At 69.1% G+C, this 18611-nt stretch carries 16 protein-coding genes; 7 read left to right on the forward strand and 9 right to left on the reverse strand.

Annotation, left to right across the window (positions count from 1 at the left end):
* The 7 genes from ABDW35_RS12995 to ABDW35_RS13025 form a co-directional block, all read right to left on the reverse strand.
* A partial coding sequence (locus ABDW35_RS12995) for a mismatch-specific DNA-glycosylase (protein WP_343714292.1) occupies positions 1–417 on the reverse strand: 417 nt, incomplete at its 3' end.
* 6 nt (positions 418–423) lie between these two features.
* Positions 424–2037 (reverse strand): MFS transporter, encoded by a 1614-nt coding sequence (locus tag ABDW35_RS13000; protein WP_343714293.1) that lies wholly within the window; start codon positions 2035–2037, stop codon positions 424–426.
* Positions 2034–3185, reverse strand: a complete 1152-nt coding sequence (locus ABDW35_RS13005) for an HlyD family secretion protein (RefSeq protein ID WP_343714294.1) — start codon at positions 3183–3185, stop codon at positions 2034–2036. The genes ABDW35_RS13000 and ABDW35_RS13005 overlap by 4 nt, the downstream gene beginning before the upstream one ends.
* 129 nt (positions 3186–3314) lie before the next feature.
* The gene (locus ABDW35_RS13010) at positions 3315–4424 is read right to left on the reverse strand and encodes a serine hydrolase domain-containing protein (RefSeq protein WP_343714295.1); all 1110 of its coding nucleotides are present in this window, start codon (positions 4422–4424) and stop codon (positions 3315–3317) included.
* Between the two features lie 7 nt (positions 4425–4431).
* Complete coding sequence (locus ABDW35_RS13015) at positions 4432–6021, reverse strand: ABC transporter substrate-binding protein (RefSeq protein ID WP_343714296.1); 1590 nt, start codon at positions 6019–6021, stop codon at positions 4432–4434.
* Positions 6022–6147: 126 nt separating this feature from the next.
* Complete coding sequence (locus ABDW35_RS13020; protein ID WP_343714297.1) at positions 6148–7611, reverse strand: M81 family metallopeptidase; 1464 nt, start codon at positions 7609–7611, stop codon at positions 6148–6150.
* Positions 7608–8762, reverse strand: a complete 1155-nt coding sequence (locus ABDW35_RS13025) for an FAD-binding oxidoreductase (RefSeq protein WP_343714298.1) — start codon at positions 8760–8762, stop codon at positions 7608–7610. The genes ABDW35_RS13020 and ABDW35_RS13025 overlap by 4 nt, the downstream gene beginning before the upstream one ends.
* 141 nt (positions 8763–8903) lie before the next feature.
* Here ABDW35_RS13025 and ABDW35_RS13030 point away from each other — a divergent pair, with 141 nt between their 5' ends.
* Positions 8904–9515 carry an XRE family transcriptional regulator gene (locus tag ABDW35_RS13030; protein ID WP_343714299.1) on the forward strand — a complete coding sequence of 204 codons (612 nt, stop codon included), beginning with the start codon at positions 8904–8906 and terminating at the stop codon, positions 9513–9515.
* Positions 9516–9578: 63 nt separating this feature from the next.
* On the opposite strand, the gene ABDW35_RS13035 is transcribed toward ABDW35_RS13030, so the two are convergent.
* Entirely contained in the window at positions 9579–10382 is an 804-nt protein-coding gene (locus ABDW35_RS13035; protein WP_343714300.1) for a M55 family metallopeptidase, read from the reverse strand.
* A gap of 106 nt (positions 10383–10488) precedes the next feature.
* Here ABDW35_RS13035 and ABDW35_RS13040 point away from each other — a divergent pair, with 106 nt between their 5' ends.
* The 6 genes from ABDW35_RS13040 (at position 10489) to ABDW35_RS13065 (ending at position 18116) form a co-directional block, all read left to right on the forward strand.
* Positions 10489–11403 (forward strand): ABC transporter ATP-binding protein, encoded by a 915-nt coding sequence (locus tag ABDW35_RS13040; RefSeq protein ID WP_343714301.1) that lies wholly within the window; start codon positions 10489–10491, stop codon positions 11401–11403.
* A complete protein-coding gene (locus ABDW35_RS13045) occupies positions 11400–12326 on the forward strand; it encodes an ATP-binding cassette domain-containing protein (protein ID WP_343714302.1) in 927 nt (308 codons plus the stop codon). The genes ABDW35_RS13040 and ABDW35_RS13045 overlap by 4 nt, the downstream gene beginning before the upstream one ends.
* A 175-nt stretch (positions 12327–12501) precedes the next feature.
* Positions 12502–14430, forward strand: a complete 1929-nt coding sequence (locus ABDW35_RS13050; RefSeq protein ID WP_343714303.1) for an ABC transporter substrate-binding protein — start codon at positions 12502–12504, stop codon at positions 14428–14430.
* A gap of 103 nt (positions 14431–14533) precedes the next feature.
* Complete coding sequence (locus ABDW35_RS13055) at positions 14534–15571, forward strand: ABC transporter permease (protein ID WP_343714304.1); 1038 nt, start codon at positions 14534–14536, stop codon at positions 15569–15571.
* A complete protein-coding gene (locus ABDW35_RS13060) occupies positions 15568–16440 on the forward strand; it encodes an ABC transporter permease (RefSeq protein WP_343714305.1) in 873 nt (290 codons plus the stop codon). Before ABDW35_RS13055 ends, ABDW35_RS13060 begins: the two co-directional genes overlap by 4 nt.
* A 14-nt stretch (positions 16441–16454) precedes the next feature.
* Positions 16455–18116, forward strand: coding sequence for a serine hydrolase domain-containing protein (locus tag ABDW35_RS13065; RefSeq protein ID WP_343714306.1), 1662 nt, complete (start codon positions 16455–16457; stop codon positions 18114–18116).
* 49 nt (positions 18117–18165) lie between these two features.
* On the opposite strand, the gene ABDW35_RS13070 is transcribed toward ABDW35_RS13065, so the two are convergent.
* Positions 18166–18611 (reverse strand): zinc-binding dehydrogenase (locus ABDW35_RS13070; protein WP_343714307.1); only part of this gene is annotated, 446 nt, incomplete at its 5' end.

Here is an 18611-nt window from a genome sequence, read left to right on the forward strand (position 1 = left end):
GATCCAGACGGCGGCGCCGCCGAACCGCCACGGTTGCAGGCCCCAATCGACCCTGGCGCCGGCGATCGCCTCATACGCCGCCTTCCCCAGGAAGGCGATCGTCTCGGGCCGGAAATGCTCGATCTTGGCGCGCAGCCCGTCTGCCGAGCCGCGCAGCTCGCGGCCGTTCAGCTCGCCGGCGCTGCGCGTGGCCCGCGGCACGGCGGCGGTGATGCCGCAGCCGAAGTCGAGCAGCCGGCGGTCGTCGCGGGCCGCGATCCGCATGGGGGTGAAGCCGGACAGGTGCAGGACGGGCCAGAAGCGGTTGGACGCCGATCCGAAATTGTGGCCGGAGGCCGCTGCCTGCGTGCTGGGGTTGATGCCGCAGAACACCACCGGCAGGCCCGGCGCCAGAACGTCGAAGGCGGACAGCTCCATCGCCGGTTATCGCGGCGCCGCGGGGATGTCGCTGCGCGGCGGCGTCATCGGGTTGGGCGGCGGGCGGCGCAGCAGCAGCACCAGCAGCAGGGCCAGCGCCAGCACCCAGGCGACGATCCAGAAGCCGTCGATATAGGCCAGCACATAGGCCTCGCGCTGCACGAACCGGCCGGCGGTGGCCATCCCCTGGGCGGTCTCGAATCCCGGGTTGGTAGCGCGCTGGCTGAAGATGTTGGACAGCGCGGTCACGACGCGGTCCACCACGTCGGATCCGGCGCTCAGATGCTGGCCGATCAGGTTGGAATAGACCTGTTCGCGCACCCGCACGAAGGTCTGGATGAAGGCGGTGCCCAGCTCGATCCCGAACAGCCGGGCGGTCTGGATCGTCGCGGCGATGGCGGCGGCCTGGGGCGGCGTGATGTTCGAGACCGCGAAGGTGACCAACGAGGTGATGCCGATCGCCAGCCCCACCGCCTCGACGATCTGGGACGGCAGGAAGTCGCCGCCGGCCCAGTCATGGGTCAGGCCCGTATCCATCCAGCTGCCGATTGCGATCAGGGCGAAGCCGATGGCGAGGAGGAGGCGCGCGTCGACCCGGCGCAGCGCCAGCACCACCAGCGGGATGATCACGAATTGCGGCAGCGCGATCCAGTTCAGCACATCGCCGATTTGCAGCGCCCGCAGGCCCTGGACCCGGGTCAGATAGTCCGGCAGCACATAGGCCGTGGCCTGGGACCCGAAGCCGTAGATGCAGATCAGCATCGCCGGGACCGCGACATTCGTCTGGCGCAGCACCGGCAGGTGGATCAGCGGGCGTTCGACCATCGCCTCGTTGACCAGGAAGGCGGCGATCAGCAGCAGGCCTCCCACCAGGCAGCCGGTGACGATGCCGGAGTTCAGCCAGTCGAGGCGGTTGCCCTGGTCCAGCGCGACATAGGCCAGCCCGAAGCCCAGCCCGGCGAAGACGATGCCGCCCCAGTCGGTGCGGCGCAGCAGGTCGCGGTTGATCCCCTCGCGCGGCACCGCCCACAGGATAATCAGCGCCATGACCGGCGTCAGCACCACGTTCTGCCAGAAGATCCACTGCCAGTTCCCGGTCTCCGAGTACCAGGCCTCCAGCGAGGCGGCGACGTTCTGGGAGAAGGTGAAGCGGAAGGCATAGGCGGCGATGCCCCAGATCCACCAGCGCGGCGCCAGGCCGCGCAGGACGAAGCCGAGGGCGGCGGGGATGAAGGTGCCGACCGAGAGGCCGCGAATGGTCTGCAGGGTCAGGATCACGCCGTAATCGGCGGCGAAGGGCAGCAGCAGCGAGGACAGGGTGAAGATCACGCTGGCCCAGAGCAGGAAGCGGCGGGTGCCGATGACCAGGCTGCACCAGGCTGCGCAGGGCGCCACCACCATCTGGCTGGCCGAGAAGGCGGTGTTCAGCCACGAGCCCTCGTCGAACCCGAGGCCGAGCCCGCCCCGGATGTCGGCGAGGCCGAAGCCGGTGACCCGACTGTTCAGGGTGGAGATGAAGGCGCCGAACAGCACCGCGGCGACCCCGGCCAGGGGGCGCAGGCAGGGCGCGGCCGCCGGGCTCGGGGCGCGGGCGCCGGCTGCCTCGAGGGCGACGGTCACGGCTTTGCCGGCGCGCTGTCGGTCAGGATCGTCGCCACCGCCGACATGCCGGGGCGCAGCCGCCCGGCCAGCGGGCTGCCGGGGTCGAGCAGGATCTTGACCGGGATGCGCTGCACCACCTTGGTGAAGTTGCCGGTGGCGTTGTCGGGCGGCAGCAGGCTGAACTGCGACCCGCTGGCCGGCGCGATGCTGTCGACATGGCCGGTCACGGTGACGCCGGGGAAGGTGTCGAAGGTGATCTCGGCCTTCTGGCCGATCGCCACGCGGGTCAGCTGGGTCTCCTTGTAGTTCGCGATCACCCAGACATTGTCCAGCGGCACCACGGAGATGACCTGGGTGCCGGGCCGCAGATACTGCCCGGCGCGGACCCCGCGCTCGCCCACCATGCCGTCCACCGGCGCCGTGATCCGGGTGTAGCCCAGATTGGTCCGGGCGAGGGCGAGCGCGGCCTGCTTGGCCTTGGCGTCGGCACGCAGCTGCAGCTCCTGGGTGTCGAGCACGCCCATCTGCCGGCGCGCGCCTTCCAGCTCGGCCTGGTTGCGCGCCAGCGTGGCCTCGAAACGCTTCTCGTCGGCCAGGGCCTGCTCGACCTTCTGGGCGGTGCCGAAGGTGGTGCCCAGCAGGGTCTGCTGGCGGGCCAGCTCCGACTTGGTGCGGTCGACATCGGCCTGGGTCGCGGCGATGACGCTCTGGGCCTGGTCGATCTCGGCGTGCTGCAGGTCCTTGCGCGCCTTCAGGTTCTGGATCGCCGCGTCGGCGCCCAGCGTGTCCGCCTCGGCCTGGGCCACCCGCGCCTGGTAATCCTGGTCGTCGATCTGGACCAGCAGGTCCCCGGCCTTGACCATCTGGAAATCGGTCACCGCCACGCGGGCGACATAGCCGTCGACCTGGGCGCTGAGCGGGGTGATGTCGCCGCGGACATAGGCGTCATCCGTGGCTTGGCGGCTCGCCTGGCCGACCCAGCTGTCCCAGCGGGTGATGAACAGGGAGACGACGATGCCCGCGATGGCGAGGATCGCCAGGCGCAGCAGCCAGGGGCCGAACCGATGAAGCGCCCCTGCCGGCTTCAGGCCTTGTTCAGGCGACCGCGAGGAGCCGGGAGGCGGCGCGGAAGGGCTGAGGCTCGTGGAATCCGGCTGGCCGTCCATCACGATCCCCCGATCGGCAGGCTTGATCCCCGGACTGTAGTCGGCGGCTCGTCGCGTTGTCGACTATGCCTAGGGGTAGGGCCGGGCCTACGATGGGATCGGATCGTCGGCGCCCTGGCCGGGCGAACATCAGGCCAGGGCTGCCTCGAGCAGCTGGTCGAACGCCTCGTGCAGGCCCGATGCCTGGAAGCTCAGCCGGTTGCCGGATCCGGTGTTGGTCAGCAGCGCGGCGCTGGTGCCGCTGTCGCGGTGGTGCTGCATCACCGAGACGTAGCCGGGGATGCTGCCCTGGTGGCCGAAGGTCTGCCGGCCGGCATAGGACGACAGGAACAGCCCGGCCCCCGTCTCCCGCATCCGGGTGCCGGGGAAGCCGACCGGCCAGCGGTCATCGGCCATCTGCGCCAGCCATTCCGCCTCGAACAGGCGGCCGCCGAACAGCCCGTCCAGGAACAGCGCCATGTCCCGCGCCGTCGACACCATATCGCCGGCGGCATAGGCCCCGGTGAAGGGGAACAGCGCGGTGGAGTCCTGCAGCGTGTCGGAATAGGGCAGGATCCCGTCCAGGGCCCACATCTCGCCGCCCTGCGCCAGCGACAGGGCAGGGCCCGCCGGCGGCGGACGGTGATAGTAGCCCCGCGCCAGCCGGTCCTGCGGGAACGGCTCGCCGGCGGCGCAGAAGCTGTCGTCCAGCCCCAGCGGCCGCAGCACCTCGCGGCGGACCTGCCCGGCCAGGCTGTCGCCGGTCGCGGCCTCGATCACCATTCCGGCCAGGACATAGCCGGTGTTGCTGTAGCTGGCGACCCGGTGCGGCTCGTCCTGCGGCCGCACCCGGAACGCCAGGTCGACGATCTCCCGCGGCGTCCAGCTTCGGCCGGGCGTCATCGGCATGTCGAACTCGAACTCCGGCAGGCCGCTGCGGTGGTTGACCAGATCGCGCACGCGGATCCGGTCGCCCTTCGGCAGGTTCGGCAGCCAGCGCGCCGCCGGCTCGTCCAGCCGCAGCGTGCCCGCCCGGGCCAGCCGCATCAGCGTGGCGGCGACGAAGGTCTTGGTGCAGCTGCCGTTCTTGAACAGATGCGCCGGGCTGACCGGGATGCCCCGCTCGCGGTCGGCCAGGCCGGCCGTGGCGGTGACGGGATCGCCGCCGCGCGCCACCACGGCGGCGGAGGCGCCGACGATGCCCTTGGCCACGAAGGCATCGAGGATGCCCTGCAGCCGCGCCTGCAGATCTCCGGACATCGCGTCCTCACTCCGCCAGGTCGAGCTTGGCGAAGCTCTGGCGCCCGAACGGGTCGAGCACGTAGTTCAGCACGCCCTTGCGGATCGGCATCGAGACGATCGAGCTGGCGATCGGCACCAGCGGCACCTGCTCCTCCACGATCTGCTGAGCCTTGATGTACAGCTCGGTCCGCTTCGCCTGGTCGGTGCTGGCCCGCGCCTGGTTCAGCAGGTCGTCGAACGGCTTGTCGCACCACTTCATGCGGTTCTGGTCGCTGCAGGCCAGGACGAAGGTCAGGGTGTTGTCCGGGTCGCCATTGTCGCTGGTGCCACCCAGCAGCAGGGCGTCATGCTCCCCCGCCTGGGTGCGGTTGAGATAGGCACCCCATTCCATGCTGACGATCTCGGTCTTCACCCCGACCGCGGCCCAGTCGGCCTGGATCATCTCGGCCATGCGGCGGGCATCGGGGTTGTAGGGGCGCGACACCGGCATGGCCCAGAGCGACAGGGAGAAGCCGTCCGGATACCCGGCCTCGGCCAGCAGCGCCTTGGCGGCCTTGGGATCGTAGGGATAGCCCTTGAGGTCCTTGGCAGCACCCCATTCGACCGGCGACAGCGCGGAGTTCACCAGCGTACCGGCACCCTGGTACACGGCGTCGACGATCGCCGGGCGGTTGATCGCCATGGCCAGGGCGCGCCGGACGCGGACGTCACCCAGCGGCGTCTTCGCCACGTTGAAGCCGAGATAGCCGAGATTGTCGCCCGGCCGCTGCAGCACCTCGATATTCGGATCCTGCTTCAGCTGCGGCACCGCCGCGGCCAAAGGCTGGGTCGTGATCTGGCATTCCCCGGCCTGCAGCTTGGACACGCGGACGGTCGCGTCCGGCGTGATGTCGAACACCAGCGTGTCGATCGCCGGCTTGCCGTCCCAGTAATGTGGGTTCGCCTTGAAGCGGATGCGGGAATCCGGGTCATAGGCCTGGAACACGAAGGGGCCGGTGCCGACCGGCGTCAGGTCCAGCACCTCCGGCGTGCCCTTTGCGACCATCGCCTGGGCCATCTCCAGCGACTGGATCGACGCGAAGTCGAGGGCGACGGTCGCCAGGAAGGTGGCGTTGGGCGCCTTCAGGGTGAAGCGCACGGTCAGGTCGTCGACCTTGTCGATCGACTGCAGCATCGGGCCCAACCCGAGCGCCTCGAAATACTGGTAGCCGGAGCCGCCGAGGGCATGGAACGGGTTGTCGGCCCGCCATTGCCGGTCGAAGGAATAGACGACGTCGTCGGCATTCAGCGGCCGGGTCGGGGTGAAGGCGGCGTTCGGCTCGAACGCCACGGCCGGCCGCAGATGGAAGGTGTAGCTGCGGCCATCATCCGACACCTCCCAGCGCTCGGCCAGTGACGGCTCGACCTCGGTGGTGCCGGGCTTGAAGCGGACCAGCCGGTCATAGATCGTCCGCGCCACCGCATCCATGGTGGAATCGGCGCTGGCGAACATCGGGTTGAAGCTCTCGGGGCTGGCCTCCGAGCAATAGACCAGCGTCTTCGCCGCAGCCGGCGCGACCCCTGCCGACATCACCAATGCGGCCGCGGCGGCCAGCCGCAGCGTCAGCTTCGCCATCATGCTCTCCCTGCTTGTGCGCAATCGCCACGGCCCGGCCTGGGCTGCATGGCGAATTTTCTTAAACGCTAATTTTTTGAACTTTGCGAGATCCGGATTTCCCCTGTCAAGCGGCTGCAGGCCGCTTCAGGCGAAGGGATTCTCGACCCGCGGCCAGAAGGGCAGGCGGCGCTTGGTGTAGGGGATGTCGCCGAAGCTGGGCGGGATCGCGCCCGGCGTGGTGACGTAGCGGATTTCCGCTGCGATCGGGGCGAAGCCGGCATGGAAATGCTGGGTCGACTTCACCACCACGATCGCCTTGCGCGCCGGGTCGATGCCGAAGGCGGTGAAGGCGTCGGGGGCGAAGGTCTGGCTGCGCAGCGTCACCAGCACCAGGTCGACCTCGTTCGCCGCCTGGACCCAGACGCCGCGGCCCAGCGGCGCCCAATCCTCGCTCAGCCCGGTCTGGTGCAGCTCCGGCAGGACGCGCTTCACGGTGACACGCAGGTCGACCGGATCGCCCGAGGCCGGGCCGCATTTGCCGCCGATGCGCAGGTCGAAGGTCGCCCCTTCGCCGGCCTCCTCGCACAGCGCCACCGCCTGCGGGTCCCAGTAGCAGCCGCTGACCACGTTGCCGATGCCGCGGTCGATGATCCGGCGCAGGATGAAGGTGCTGTCGCCGGGCGCGCCGCCGCCGGCATTGTCGGCCACGTCGGCCAGCACCACCGGGCCGCGCGGCGCCGCCAGCGCATGGTCCAGCGCCTCGTCCACCGTGTCGTGCGGCGTCGCCGTGGCGTGGCGCAGGTCCCAGATCTCCCAGCTCAGATCCTCGGCCAGGCGCTGCGCCCGGTCGCGGTCGCCGTCCGCCACCACCAGCATGCGCGCGCCAACATCCTCGACATCGCCCCAGGGGAAGCCGTGACCGAAGGTCACCGACAGGATGCCGTCGCGGCCCTCCAGCGCCTGCATGCGGTCGACGAAGCTGCGCATCGGCTCCACCGGGGTGCGCCACATGCCGATCATCCGGCAGTCATGCAGCGCCATCACCGGGCGGATCTCGCCGCGCCGGGCGCGCAGGCACAGCTCGTACAGCTCGGCCGCCCGCGGCTCCATGTCGGTGTGCGGGTATTCCTTGAAGCCGATGATCGCGGTGCAGGCCTCGACCATGCGGTCGGTCAGGTGGCAGTGCAGGTCCAGCTCCATGCCGATCGGCACGTCGGGGCCGACGATGGCGCGCACCCGCGCGGCGGTGTCGCCCTCGCAATCGTCATAGCCGTCGGCCACCATGGCGCCGTGCATCAGCAGCAGCACGACATCGACCGGCCCGGCCCGGCGCAGGTCGTCCAGGATGTCGTCGCGCAGGCTCTCATAGAGCGACCGGATGGTGGTGCCGGCCGGCTGGGCGATGGCGGTGACGCTCTCGACCACCTCATGCCCGTCGCGCCCGGCCAGCCGGCGCCAGGTCTTCTGGCAGATCGTCTCGGCCGCGGTGTCGTCCAGGCTGGCGTCGCGCCGCCGGTAGGTCTCCGGCGCGTAGAAGCCGGCGGCGCCGGTCGGCAGCGGCGAGAAGGTGTTGGTCTCGGTGATCAGGGCGGCGATGAAGATCTTCACGGTTGCGCCTCCTTCGGGGCGGGGCCGGCCATGGTCCGGCCGGGGGCAAGGGCGGCGGCGGTGACGCCCAGCCGGGCGAGGTCCTCGGGCACCGGGTCGCCGCGCAGCAGCGCCGCGCCCAGCCGGGCCATCGCGGGCGCGGTCTGGAAGCCGTAGCCGCCCTGGCCGGCGCACCAGAAGAAGCCCGGCGCCGCCGGGTCGAAGCCCAGCACCGGCGTCTTGTCGGCGACGAAGCTGCGCAGCCCGGCCCAGCGATGGGTCAGGCGGCGGATCTGCAGCGTGGTCGCGCCTTCGATCCGGTCGGCCGCGACGGCCACGTCGATCTCCTCCGCCTGCGCGTCGCAGGGCGGGCTCGGCGTCTCGTCGGCGGGGGAGCCCAGCAGCTTGCCGGCATCCGGCTTGATGTAGAAGGTCTCGTCCAGGTCGACCACCAGCGGCCAGCCGTCGACGTCATGGCCCGGCGCCTCGAACAGGAAGGCGGTGCGCCGCTTCGGCACCAGCCCGACCGGCGCGACCCCGGCCAGGGCGGCGATCGCGTCGGCCCAGGACCCGGCGGCATTGACCACGATGCCGGCCTCGACCGTGCCGGCCGTGGTTTCGACCCGCCAGCCGCCGCCCGGCAGCGGTACCAGGGCGGTGACCTCGGCCCCGGTGCGGACCTCGCCGCCCTGCCGGCGCAGGCCGCGCAGCGACCCCTGCAGCATGCCGTTGGTGTCGATGTCCAGCGCCTCCGGCTCGAACACCGCGCCGGCCACGCCGCCCGGCCGCAGCACCGGCACCTGGGCCAGGGCGTCGGCGGCGCCGATCTCGCGCACGCTCGGCACCAGGGCGGCCAGCGCCTCCGCCTCCTCGCGGATCGCCGCCTCCTGGCCCGGCCGGCCGACATGCATGGCGCCGCGCGGGCGGGTCAGGACGAAGCCGGCAAAATCCTCCGGCGGGGCGCTCAGGAACTCGCGGCTGCCGGTCGACAAGGCGCGCACCACGGCGTTGCCGTAGGTCTCGGAGAACAGGGCGGCGGACCGGCCGCTGGAGTGGTAGCCGGGCTGGCTCTCGCGCTCCAGCAGCAGCACCCGGCGGCCGTTTGCGGCGGCCCGGGCCAGCGACGCGCCGGCGATGCCCCCTCCGATCACGGCGATGTCGACGACGTCCATCCGGCAGCCTCCCTTTGGCCGCAGACTGCGAGGCAATAGCGTTTATGTCAAATAGTTTATCGTATAGGAAAATTCATGGTTCTTGCGATAAGGCCTGCACTCGACATAGGGTGATCGACCATCCATCGGCCGGGTCCGCGCATGTCCAATCAGCCCAAGCTTGGGGAATGCCTGAAGGCGCTGCGGCGCCGGCATGGCTGGACGCTGCAGGAGGTCAGCCAGCGCACCGGGGTGGCGGTCTCGACTCTGTCCAAGGTCGAGAACGACCAGATGTCGCTGACCTACGACAAGCTGCTGCAGATCAGCGAAGGGCTGGGCATTAACCTGGCCGAGCTGCTGTCGACGCCGGCGGCCTCCGGGGCGGGGTTGGCCCGGCGGTCGATCAGCCGGCCGGGCGAGGGGCTGCTGCAGGTCACCCAGAACTACGACTACCTGTATCTGTGCACCGAGCTGCAGCGAAAGCGGATGGTGCCGGATGTCGGCCGGGTGAAGACCCGCAGCATCGAAGAGTTCGGCCCGCTGGTGCGACATTCGGGGGAGGAGTTCATCTACGTGCTGGAGGGCGCGATTGAGGTGCACACCGACCACTACGCCCCGGTGCGGCTGGAGAAGGGCGGCAGCATCTACATCGACAGCACTATGGGCCATGCCTACATCTCGGTGGGCGAGGGCGATGCCTTGATCCTGGCCGTGTGCTCCAGCCCAGAGCCGGATCTGGAGGGGACTCTGATGTCCCTGTTCCCGACGACCTGACCGGCTGCCGCGCCGGCTAAGGGGCTGGGCGCGGCAGGCCGGGTTGCATCATGCCGGTGCGCTTCAGCCGAGCAGGAACATCAGGAATTTCGACAGGTCGATCGCATCCTCCGCCTCGTAGCGGATGGTGTGGGTGTCGATCTGGGTGATGAAGCGCAGATAGGATAGGTGCTCGACCTTCTGGCGGTCGCGGAAGCGCACCTCGAGCGCGAGGGGACCCTTCAGCCGGAACGGCTTGGCCTCGCCGATGCGGGCGACCGACCGCTTCACCCCGGCCCGCACCGCCGCATGGGCTGCCGCCGGCATCAGGGTGCGGGCGGAGCGCGTGCCGTGCGCCCATTTCACCGTCGTCGTCTCGATGTCGCCGAGGATGTCGCGGATCTCGGCGGTCGCCACGTCGTCGCCCGAGGCATAGATCACCGGCACGCCGAAATGGCCGGCGATGACGGCGTTCAGCCCGGCCTCGTTCAGCACCTGGCCGTTGACCCGTACCTCCTGGAAGGCGCCGGTCAGCGTGTGCGCCAGCACGCCGGAGGGATTGCTGCCGCCGGCGTGGTAGCCGATCAGCAGCGCGCCGGCGAACGCCCCGACCTCGATGCCCTGCATCATGCCCAGGGGCCGTGGCCAGCTGCGCACCAGCTGCACGTCTTCCGGCAGCTTCTCGATCTTCAGGCTCTCGCCATTGCCGTGCGAATCGCTGATCACGATCTCGGTCGCCCCGGCCTCCTGCGCGGCCTCGCAGGCGGCGACCACGGTGTCGGTCATCCAGTCGCGGGCCCGGTCGTACTCAAATCCCTCGGGGCTCGTATGGTCGCGGGTGACGACGCCGACGATGCCCTCGATGTCGGCGGAGATGTAGAGACGCATGGTTTCCCTCCCGGCGGTTCATTGGTGCTTGTGGTAGCGATCATTGTTCCATACGGTATTTTTTAGCGTATAGGAAATTTCTTCTTGTCCCAGCATCGGAGCCGCCATGCAGGATGATCGCGTGCTCGAGGTCGAGAATCTCCAGGTGTCGTTCGCGCTGGGCGGGGGCGAGACCCTGCGCGCGGTGAAGGGCGTGTCGTTCCATATCGGGCGCGGCGAGACGCTGGCCCTGGTCGGCGAATCGGGCAGCGGCAAGTCGGTCACGGCGATGACCATCATGCGGCTGGCCGAATATGACGGCGCCCGGCTGGCCGGCGGGTCGGTGCGCATGCGCCTGCGGGGCGGCGAGGTGGTGGACCTGGCCCGGCTGCCGCAGCGGCGGATGCGGAACGTCCGTGGATCCGACATCTCGATGGTGTTCCAGGATCCGATGGCCAGCCTGAATCCGGTGTTCAGCATCGGCTTCCAGATCGGCGAGGCGATCATGCGCCACCAGGGCAAGAGCGCGGCGGAGGCGCGCGCCATCGCCCTGAACGCGCTGAAGCTGGTGCGTGTGCCGGAGGCGGAGAAGCGGCTGGACCAGTATCCCCATCACCTGTCCGGCGGCATGCGCCAGCGGGTGATGATCGCGATGGCGCTGTGCTGCCGCCCGTCGCTGATGATCTTGGACGAGCCGACCACGGCCCTGGACGTCACCATCCAGGCCCAGATCCTCGACCTGGTGCGGGCGCTGCAGCGCGAGATCGGCATGTCGGTGCTGTTCATCACCCACGATATGGGCGTGGTGGCCGAGATGGCGGACCGCATCTGCGTCATGCTGAAGGGGGAGATCGTGGAGACCGGGACCGTCTACGAGGTGTTCGAGGCGCCGCGGCATGCCTACACCCGCGCGCTGCTGGCCGCGGTGCCGCGCCTGGGCAGCATGGACGGCAAGGACGAGCCGGAGCGGTTCCCGCTGGTCGAGGCGGTCGATACCCCGGCCGAGATCCGGGCCGCCGTTCGCGTCGAGGTGCCGGCATGACCCGCGCCCCGCTGCTGGCGGTCGAGAACCTTACCACCCGCTTCGACCTGCGCTCCGGCGTCTTCGGCAAGGTCACGGGCCGCGTCCATGCGGTCGAGAACGTGTCCTTCGAGATCTTCCCGGGCGAGACCCTGGCCCTGGTCGGCGAAAGCGGCTGCGGCAAATCCACCATCGGCCGCAGCATCCTGCAGCTGGACAAGCCGGTCTCCGGCTCGATCCGGTTCGAGGGGCGCGAGACGCTGGGCCAGCCGGCGCGCGCGATCCAGGCGCTGCGCCGCCAGGTGCAGATGGTGTTCCAGGATCCCTTCAGCTCGCTGAATCCGCGCATGACCGTGGGGCAGGCGATCGCCGACCCCATGCTGGTCCATGGCGGCCTGTCGCGGGCCGAGGTCCAGGCGCGCGTGGCCGAACTGCTGCAGCGGGTGGGGCTGTCGCCCGAGCATGCGCGGCGCCACCCGCACGCCTTCTCCGGCGGGCAGCGCCAGCGCATCTGCATCGCCCGGGCGCTCAGCACCCGGCCGAGGCTGGTGATTGCCGACGAGGCGGTGGCGTCGCTCGACGTCACCATCCAGGCCCAGGTCATCAACCTGCTGATGGATCTGCAGGCGGAGACCGGCATCTCCGTCCTGTTCATTTCGCACGACATGGCGGTGGTGGAGCGCATGGCCCACCGCGTGGCGGTGATGTATCTCGGCCAGATCGTCGAGATCGGCAGCCGGCGCGAGGTCTTCGGCAACCCGCGCCACAGCTATACCCGCAAGCTGCTGTCCTCCGTCCCCGTCGCCGATCCGCGGCAGCGGCCGGAGAATCGCCTGCTGCTGGCCGACGAGATCCCCAGCGCGGTGAGGCCTCCCGATTTCGAGCCGGTGGTCCTGCCGATGCTGCAGGTGTCCGACCGGCATTTCGTGCGCGCGGAGGCCTGAAGGCCTGTCCATCCATGACCTGGGGTTATATTCCGATACGCTAAAGTTTTTCTGTTAAAGGGAAGTTTTGGCGTATTCGGTATAGCCTTCTCGCCGCGCCTCGGTCACACTTCCGGCAGATCGCCGTCCAGGCGACCCCATAAGGGCGAAATGCCCGTCAGCAGGAGGCTTCTCGATGAAAAAATGGATCGGACCCGGCCTCGGCATCGCCTTGCTGGCCCTGTCCGGCACGGCGCAGGCCGAGCTTAAGAATCCCGGCACCCTGGTCTTTCTGTGGACGAACGACATCCGCACGCTGGACCCGGCCTATATGGCCGACACGGCGAACACCTATGTCTCCATCAACACCTATATGCGGCTCCTGAACTACAAGGGCAGCGAGATCTCGGACTTTGTGCCGGCGCTGTCGACCGAGGTGCCGTCACTGGAAAACGGGCTGATCAAGCCGGGCGAGAACGGGTCGATCAGCTACACCTTCCCCATCCGGAAAGGCGTTCACACCCACAAGGTCGGGGTTAAGGGGGCGGACGGCGCCATTGCCTGGAAGCTGTATGACGAGCTGACCAACCAGGAGAAGGCGGCGATCGTTCCCGGCTATGGCGAGCTGACGGCCCAGGACGTCAAGTACTCGCTGATGCGCGCGATCCTGCAGGGCGACAGCTGGATGGCCAATGCGGTGACCGAGATGATCACCGCCGGCAAGTATCCGAACATCGAGGCCTGGGCCACGGATCTTGCCGGCGTGAAGACCTTCGCCGAGGTCGACGCCGCCGGCCTGGCCAAGGTGCATGACGCGCTGTCGGACAAGATCAAAGTCGACGGCGACCGGGTGACGATCGTGCTCGATGCGCCGTTCCCGGCCACGCTTGGCATCATGGCGCTGCCCTTCGCCACCTCGATCATCGACCAGGAATGGGCCCGCGACCAGGGCGATTGGGACGGCACCGCCGGTACCTGGAAGACATTCCACAAGCCCGAGCTGGGCGAGGACAAGCTGTTCCAGGTCGAGAACGGCAGCGGCCCCTTCATGGTCGAGGACTGGGACCGGTCCCAGAAGAAGATCACCCTGAAGCGGTTCAACGGCTACTGGCAGGGGCCGGCCCAGCTGGAGCGCGTGGTGCTTCGGTCCGTGCCGGAATGGACCACGCGGCTGCTGCAGCTCGAGGCTGGCGACGCCGATGTGGTGACCACGCCGGTGGAGTTCCTGGACGAGGTGGCGGCCAAGCCCGGCATCAAGGTGACCCAGGGCCTGCCCCAGGTGTTCGGCCGCTCGATCTTCTACATCTGGCCGGTCAGCGCGGTGGACAATCCGGCGATCGGCAGCGGCAAGCTGGACGGCAAGGGCGTCCCGCCCGACTTCTTCGCCGATATCGATGTGCGCAAGGGCTTCAACTACGCCCAGGACTACCAGCAGCTGCTGGACGACGTCCTGCTGGGCAAGACCGTGCAGCTGCGCGGGCCTACGGTGCGCGGCATCATGGGCTACCGGCCCGACAGCCCGGTCTATTCCTTCGATCCCGAGAAGGCGGCGGAGCACTTCAAGAAGGCCTGGGGCGGCCAAGTTTGGGAAAACGGCTTCGAGCTGACCGCCTACATGACCGAAGGCAACAGCGTCTACTTCTCGGCGCTGTCGATCCTTCAGCAGAACCTCGCGCGCATCAATCCGAAGTTCAAGCTGAAGATCCAGCAGCTGCAATCCGCCACCTTCGCCGACAAGATCTATGGCGGCGCCGAGCCGAGCGCGCCGATGGCGATCATGGGCTGGGGCCCCGACTATTCCGATCCGGGCGGGCCGCTGGGCGCCGCCACCTACTACCTCTCCAGCACCGGCTTGGTCGGCGGCATGGTCGGTGAGGGCTATCGCCAGCTGATGCGCGACAAGTTCGACCCGCTGCTGAAGCAGGCCTGGACCACGGTCGATCCGGCGGAGCGGGAGAAGATCTACGCCAAGCTTCAAGAGATGAGCCACGAATATGCCACCACCCAGTTCCTGTGGGAGGAGTACGGCTCCATCGTCACGCGCGACTGGGTCGACGGCTATGTCCACAACATGATCGAGTACGGCGCCTGGGACTTCTATCCCATCTCCAAGAAGGAGAAATAGACCCGGCGGCCGGGGCAGGGGGGCGCCGGCGGGGTGTGTCTCGCCCCGTCCTGCCCCGGCATCGGCTTGAGACCCGTCGATCTTCCACTGCCCGGGACCGCCCATGCTGGCCTATGCGATCCGTCGCCTGTCCTTCATCCCGATCGTCTTCTTCGCGCTGACCCTGATGATCTTCGCGATGCAGATGATGCTGACGCCGACCCAGCGCGTGATCACCTATGTCGGCAGCCCGGACGCGCTGAAGGGCGGCGCCGCCCAGGTCGCGGCGCTGATCGAGAAATACGGGCTGAACGACCCGTTCTATGAGCAGTACGGCCGCTGGATCGGCAACATCCTGCAGGGCAATCTCGGCTGGTCGGAGACGGCGCGGATGCCGGTGGCCGAGGCGCTGGTGTCGCTGTTCCCGGCGACGCTGGAGCTGGTGATCTTCGCCTTCGTGCCCGTCGTCCTGGGCGCGATCTGGCTGGGCAGCCGGGCCGGCGCGCATCTGAACCGGCCCGTCGACCATGGCATCCGCCTGTTCACCGTGCTCGGCTGGTCCTTCCCGGTCTTCGTCTTCGGCCTCCTGATGATGATGGTGTTCTACGGCTCGCTCGGCTGGTTCCCGCCGGGGCGGCTCAGCCAATGGGCGCTGATCGAGACCGGCGGCGACGGCTTCCGGCACTGGACCGGGCTGAACACGATCGACGCGCTCCTGAACGGCAACCTGCCGATCTTCCTCGACGCGCTGCGCCACCTGATTCTGCCGGTGGTGACGCTCAGCTACGTCAGCCTGGCGTCGATGACCCGGATCATGCGCACCTCGATGCTGGAATCGCTGCGCCAGGACTATGTCCGCACCGCCCGGGCCAAGGGCCTCAGCGAACGGGTGGTGCAGAACCGGCATGCCAGGCGCAACGCCCTGCTGCCGGTGGTCACCGTCGCGGGGATGGAGGTGGCGGCGATGCTGGGCGGCGTCGTCATCACCGAGACCATCTTCGACTATCACGGCCTCGGCCAGTTCGCGGCGAAAGCGGCCGCGAACCTGGACTTCCCGGCCGTGCTGGGCTTCGCCCTGTATTTCGCGCTGGTGCTGGTGGTCCTCAACCTGGTGGTGGACCTGCTGTACCCCTTGTTCGACCCGCGGGTGAGGCTGGCATGAAAATCATCGGATATCTGCTGCGCAACCCGCTATCGTTGCTGGGCATTCTGGTGCTTGTCGGCTTTGTCGCGGTCGCCGCCCTGGCGCCGGTGATCGCGCCGCCGGAGCCGTACCAGACCTCGCCCTACGAGATCCCGCGCAGCGGCTTCCGCGCCACGCCGCAGCCGCCCTCGGCCCGGGCCCTGCTGGGCACCACCGAGGGGCAGTTCGACATCTATTACGGCCTGGTCTGGGGCACCCGCACGGCGTTCAAGATCGGCCTCGGCGTGGTCCTGATCTCGACCCTGATCGGGGCCCTGATCGGGGCGGTGGCCGCCTTCTACGGCGGCATGGTGGACGAGGTGCTGATGCGCATCGTCGACGTCTTCCTGGCCGTGCCGTTCCTGATCGCGGCGATGGTGCTGACCACGCTGCTGGGCAAGGGCATCGGGCCGATGACGATCGCCCTGACCGCCTTCGGCTGGATGAACTATGCCCGGGTCATCCGCAGCGAGATCCTGCGGGTGAAGGAGCTGGACTACGTCAAGGCGGCGCGGTCCTACGGCACCCGCGACATCCGGCTGCTGCTGCGGCACATCCTGCCGAACGCCTTCTATCCGATGCTGGTGCTGGCCACGATGATGACCGGGTCGATGGTGCTGACCGCCTCCGCCCTCAGCTTCCTCGGGGTCGGAGTCGAGCCCGGCTACGCCGACTGGGGCCAATTGATCAGCTATTCCCGCAACTGGATCGTCGGCCGCGGCGACAGCCCGTTCCGCTACTGGTACACGCTCGCCTTCCCCGGCGCCGCGATCTTCCTGTTCGTGCTGTCCTGGAGCCTGGTCGGCGACGCCCTGCGCGACATCTTCGACCCCCGCCTCCGGAGCTGAGAGGAGACCACCGAATGGACGCCCGTGCCCTGGCCGCCGGCCTGGAGGAATTCATCGCGCATGAGGTCGGGGACAAGGCGATCCCGTCGATTTCCTACGCCGTGGTCGACCGTGACGCCCTGCTGGCCACCGGCCATGTGGTGCGCCCGGATCTCGGCCATCGGCTCGACGACCGGTCGCTGTTCCGCATCGGCTCGCTGACCAAGATGTTCACCGCGATCGGCATCATGCAGTTGGCCGAGAGGGGGCTGGTCGATATCGACGCCGACGTCTCGGCCTATATCCCCGGCTTCCATCCGGTGAACCCCTTCGCCGGGCGCGAGAGTGGGCCGCACGGGCCGCAGGTATCGCTGCGCAAGCTGATGAGCCACACCGCCGGGCTGGTGCGCGAGCCGAAGGACGGCCACTACCTGGACGACCGGCGGAAGCGGCTGGAGGTGACGGTCGAGGGGCTGAAGACCTCGGTACTGAAGGAGGATCCCAGCGCCGGGATCATGCACTATTCCAACGCCGGCATCGCCGTGGTCGGCTGGGTGCTGGAGCAGGTCAGCGGCCTGCTCTACGCCGACTACGTCACCCGCCATATCCTCGCGCCGCTGGGCATGGCGGACAGCAGCGCCACCCTGGTGCCGGAGATGCGGGACCGGCTGGCGCCGGCCTGGATGTGGGATTTCGACCGCGACTTCCCGGCGCCGGTGTTCGACCTGGGCGGCTCCCCGGCCGGCGCCATCTTCTCCACCGCGCCAGACATGGCGAAGTTCGCGATCTGCATGCTGCGCGGCGGCTTCGCCCCGGACGGCCGGTCGATCCTGTCGCCCGCCAGCCTGCGGGAGATGTGGACCGTGGTGGGCAAGCGCCCGGCCGGCCACAGCAGCAGCCAGAAGGGCTATGGCCTGTGCTTCGGCGTCGGCGAGGTCGATGGCTGGCTGTCGGTCGGCCATGGCGGCGCGGTCTACGGCTATTCCACCCAGATGGCGGCTCTGCCCCATGCCGGGCTGGCGGCGCTGACCTTCTCCACCCTCGACTTCAGCAACCAGATCGGCGACCGGCTGGCGAAACGTGCCCTGCAGCTGGCCCTGGCGCAGCGCCGCATGGGTCGGCCGCCGGCGCCGGCGGCGAAGCATCCGGCGCTGACCGCGGCGCATCGGGCGGCGATGCCCGGCGTTTACCAGTCGGCCGATGGCGAGGAGAGCGTCGAGCTGCGGGAGAAGGACGGCCGGCTGTACCTGATGGGCGAGGGCGTGCCGCTGGAGCTGAAATGGCGCGGCGGCGACGCCTTCACCATCGACGGCCGGATCTATGGCGAGGGGGCGGACTACCCGCATCTCGACCTGACCTTCAATGGCGACGGCGTGCTGGGCTGGAAGGGCAAGGAATGGACCCGGCGCAACGCCGTGCAGTCCGACGTGCCGCCCGGGCTGGCGCCGCATCTCGGCGTCTACGGCCCGGACTTCAACCCGACGCATCTGTTCTACGCCGACGGCAGGCTGAAATGCCTGATCGAGTATTTCTGCACCCATGATTGCGAGCAGCTGCCGGACGGCAGCTGGCGCATGCACGGGATCCTGTACGAGGGCGAGACGCTGGAATTGGCGGCCCGGGACGAGGAGGGCCGCAGCGGCATCCGCGTCGGCCCGATGTTCCTGGTGCGGCACGCGGACGGCACGACAGCCTGACCGCTCGCCGGCCTCCGCGGGGTGATCGCGGAGGCCGGCCTGCGCCACTTCAGGCCGTGGCGCTCCACTTCGAATCCGGCACCACCACCAGCTTGCCGACGAACCCCTTTGCCATGAACGCGGCCTGGGCGCGGTGGAAATCGGACAGGCGGTAGACGCCGCCGACCAGCGGCTTGAGCTTGCCCTCCTCGATGTAGCGCACCAGCCGCCGGAAGGCGCCGCGCGTGCCCTGGGACGAGCCATGCAGCTCCAGGTGCTTCAGATACATCGTCCGCAGGTCCAGCTGCACCACCGGCCCGGCAATGGCGCCGGCGGTGGTGTAGCGCCCCTCCGGCCGCAGGATGCGCAGCAGGTCGTTGAACATCGCCCCGCCGACAAGGTCGGCGACGACGTCGATCGGCCGGCCCTTCGTCGCCCGCTCCACCGCCGAGACCAGATCGCCGGCATCGCGGGTGACCACCGCCTCGGCGCCCGCCGCCAGCACCGCCTCCTCCT

The sequence above is a fragment of the Inquilinus sp. genome (assembly GCF_039594555.1).
In the GTDB taxonomy this organism is placed as follows: Bacteria; Pseudomonadota; Alphaproteobacteria; order DSM-16000; family Inquilinaceae; genus Inquilinus.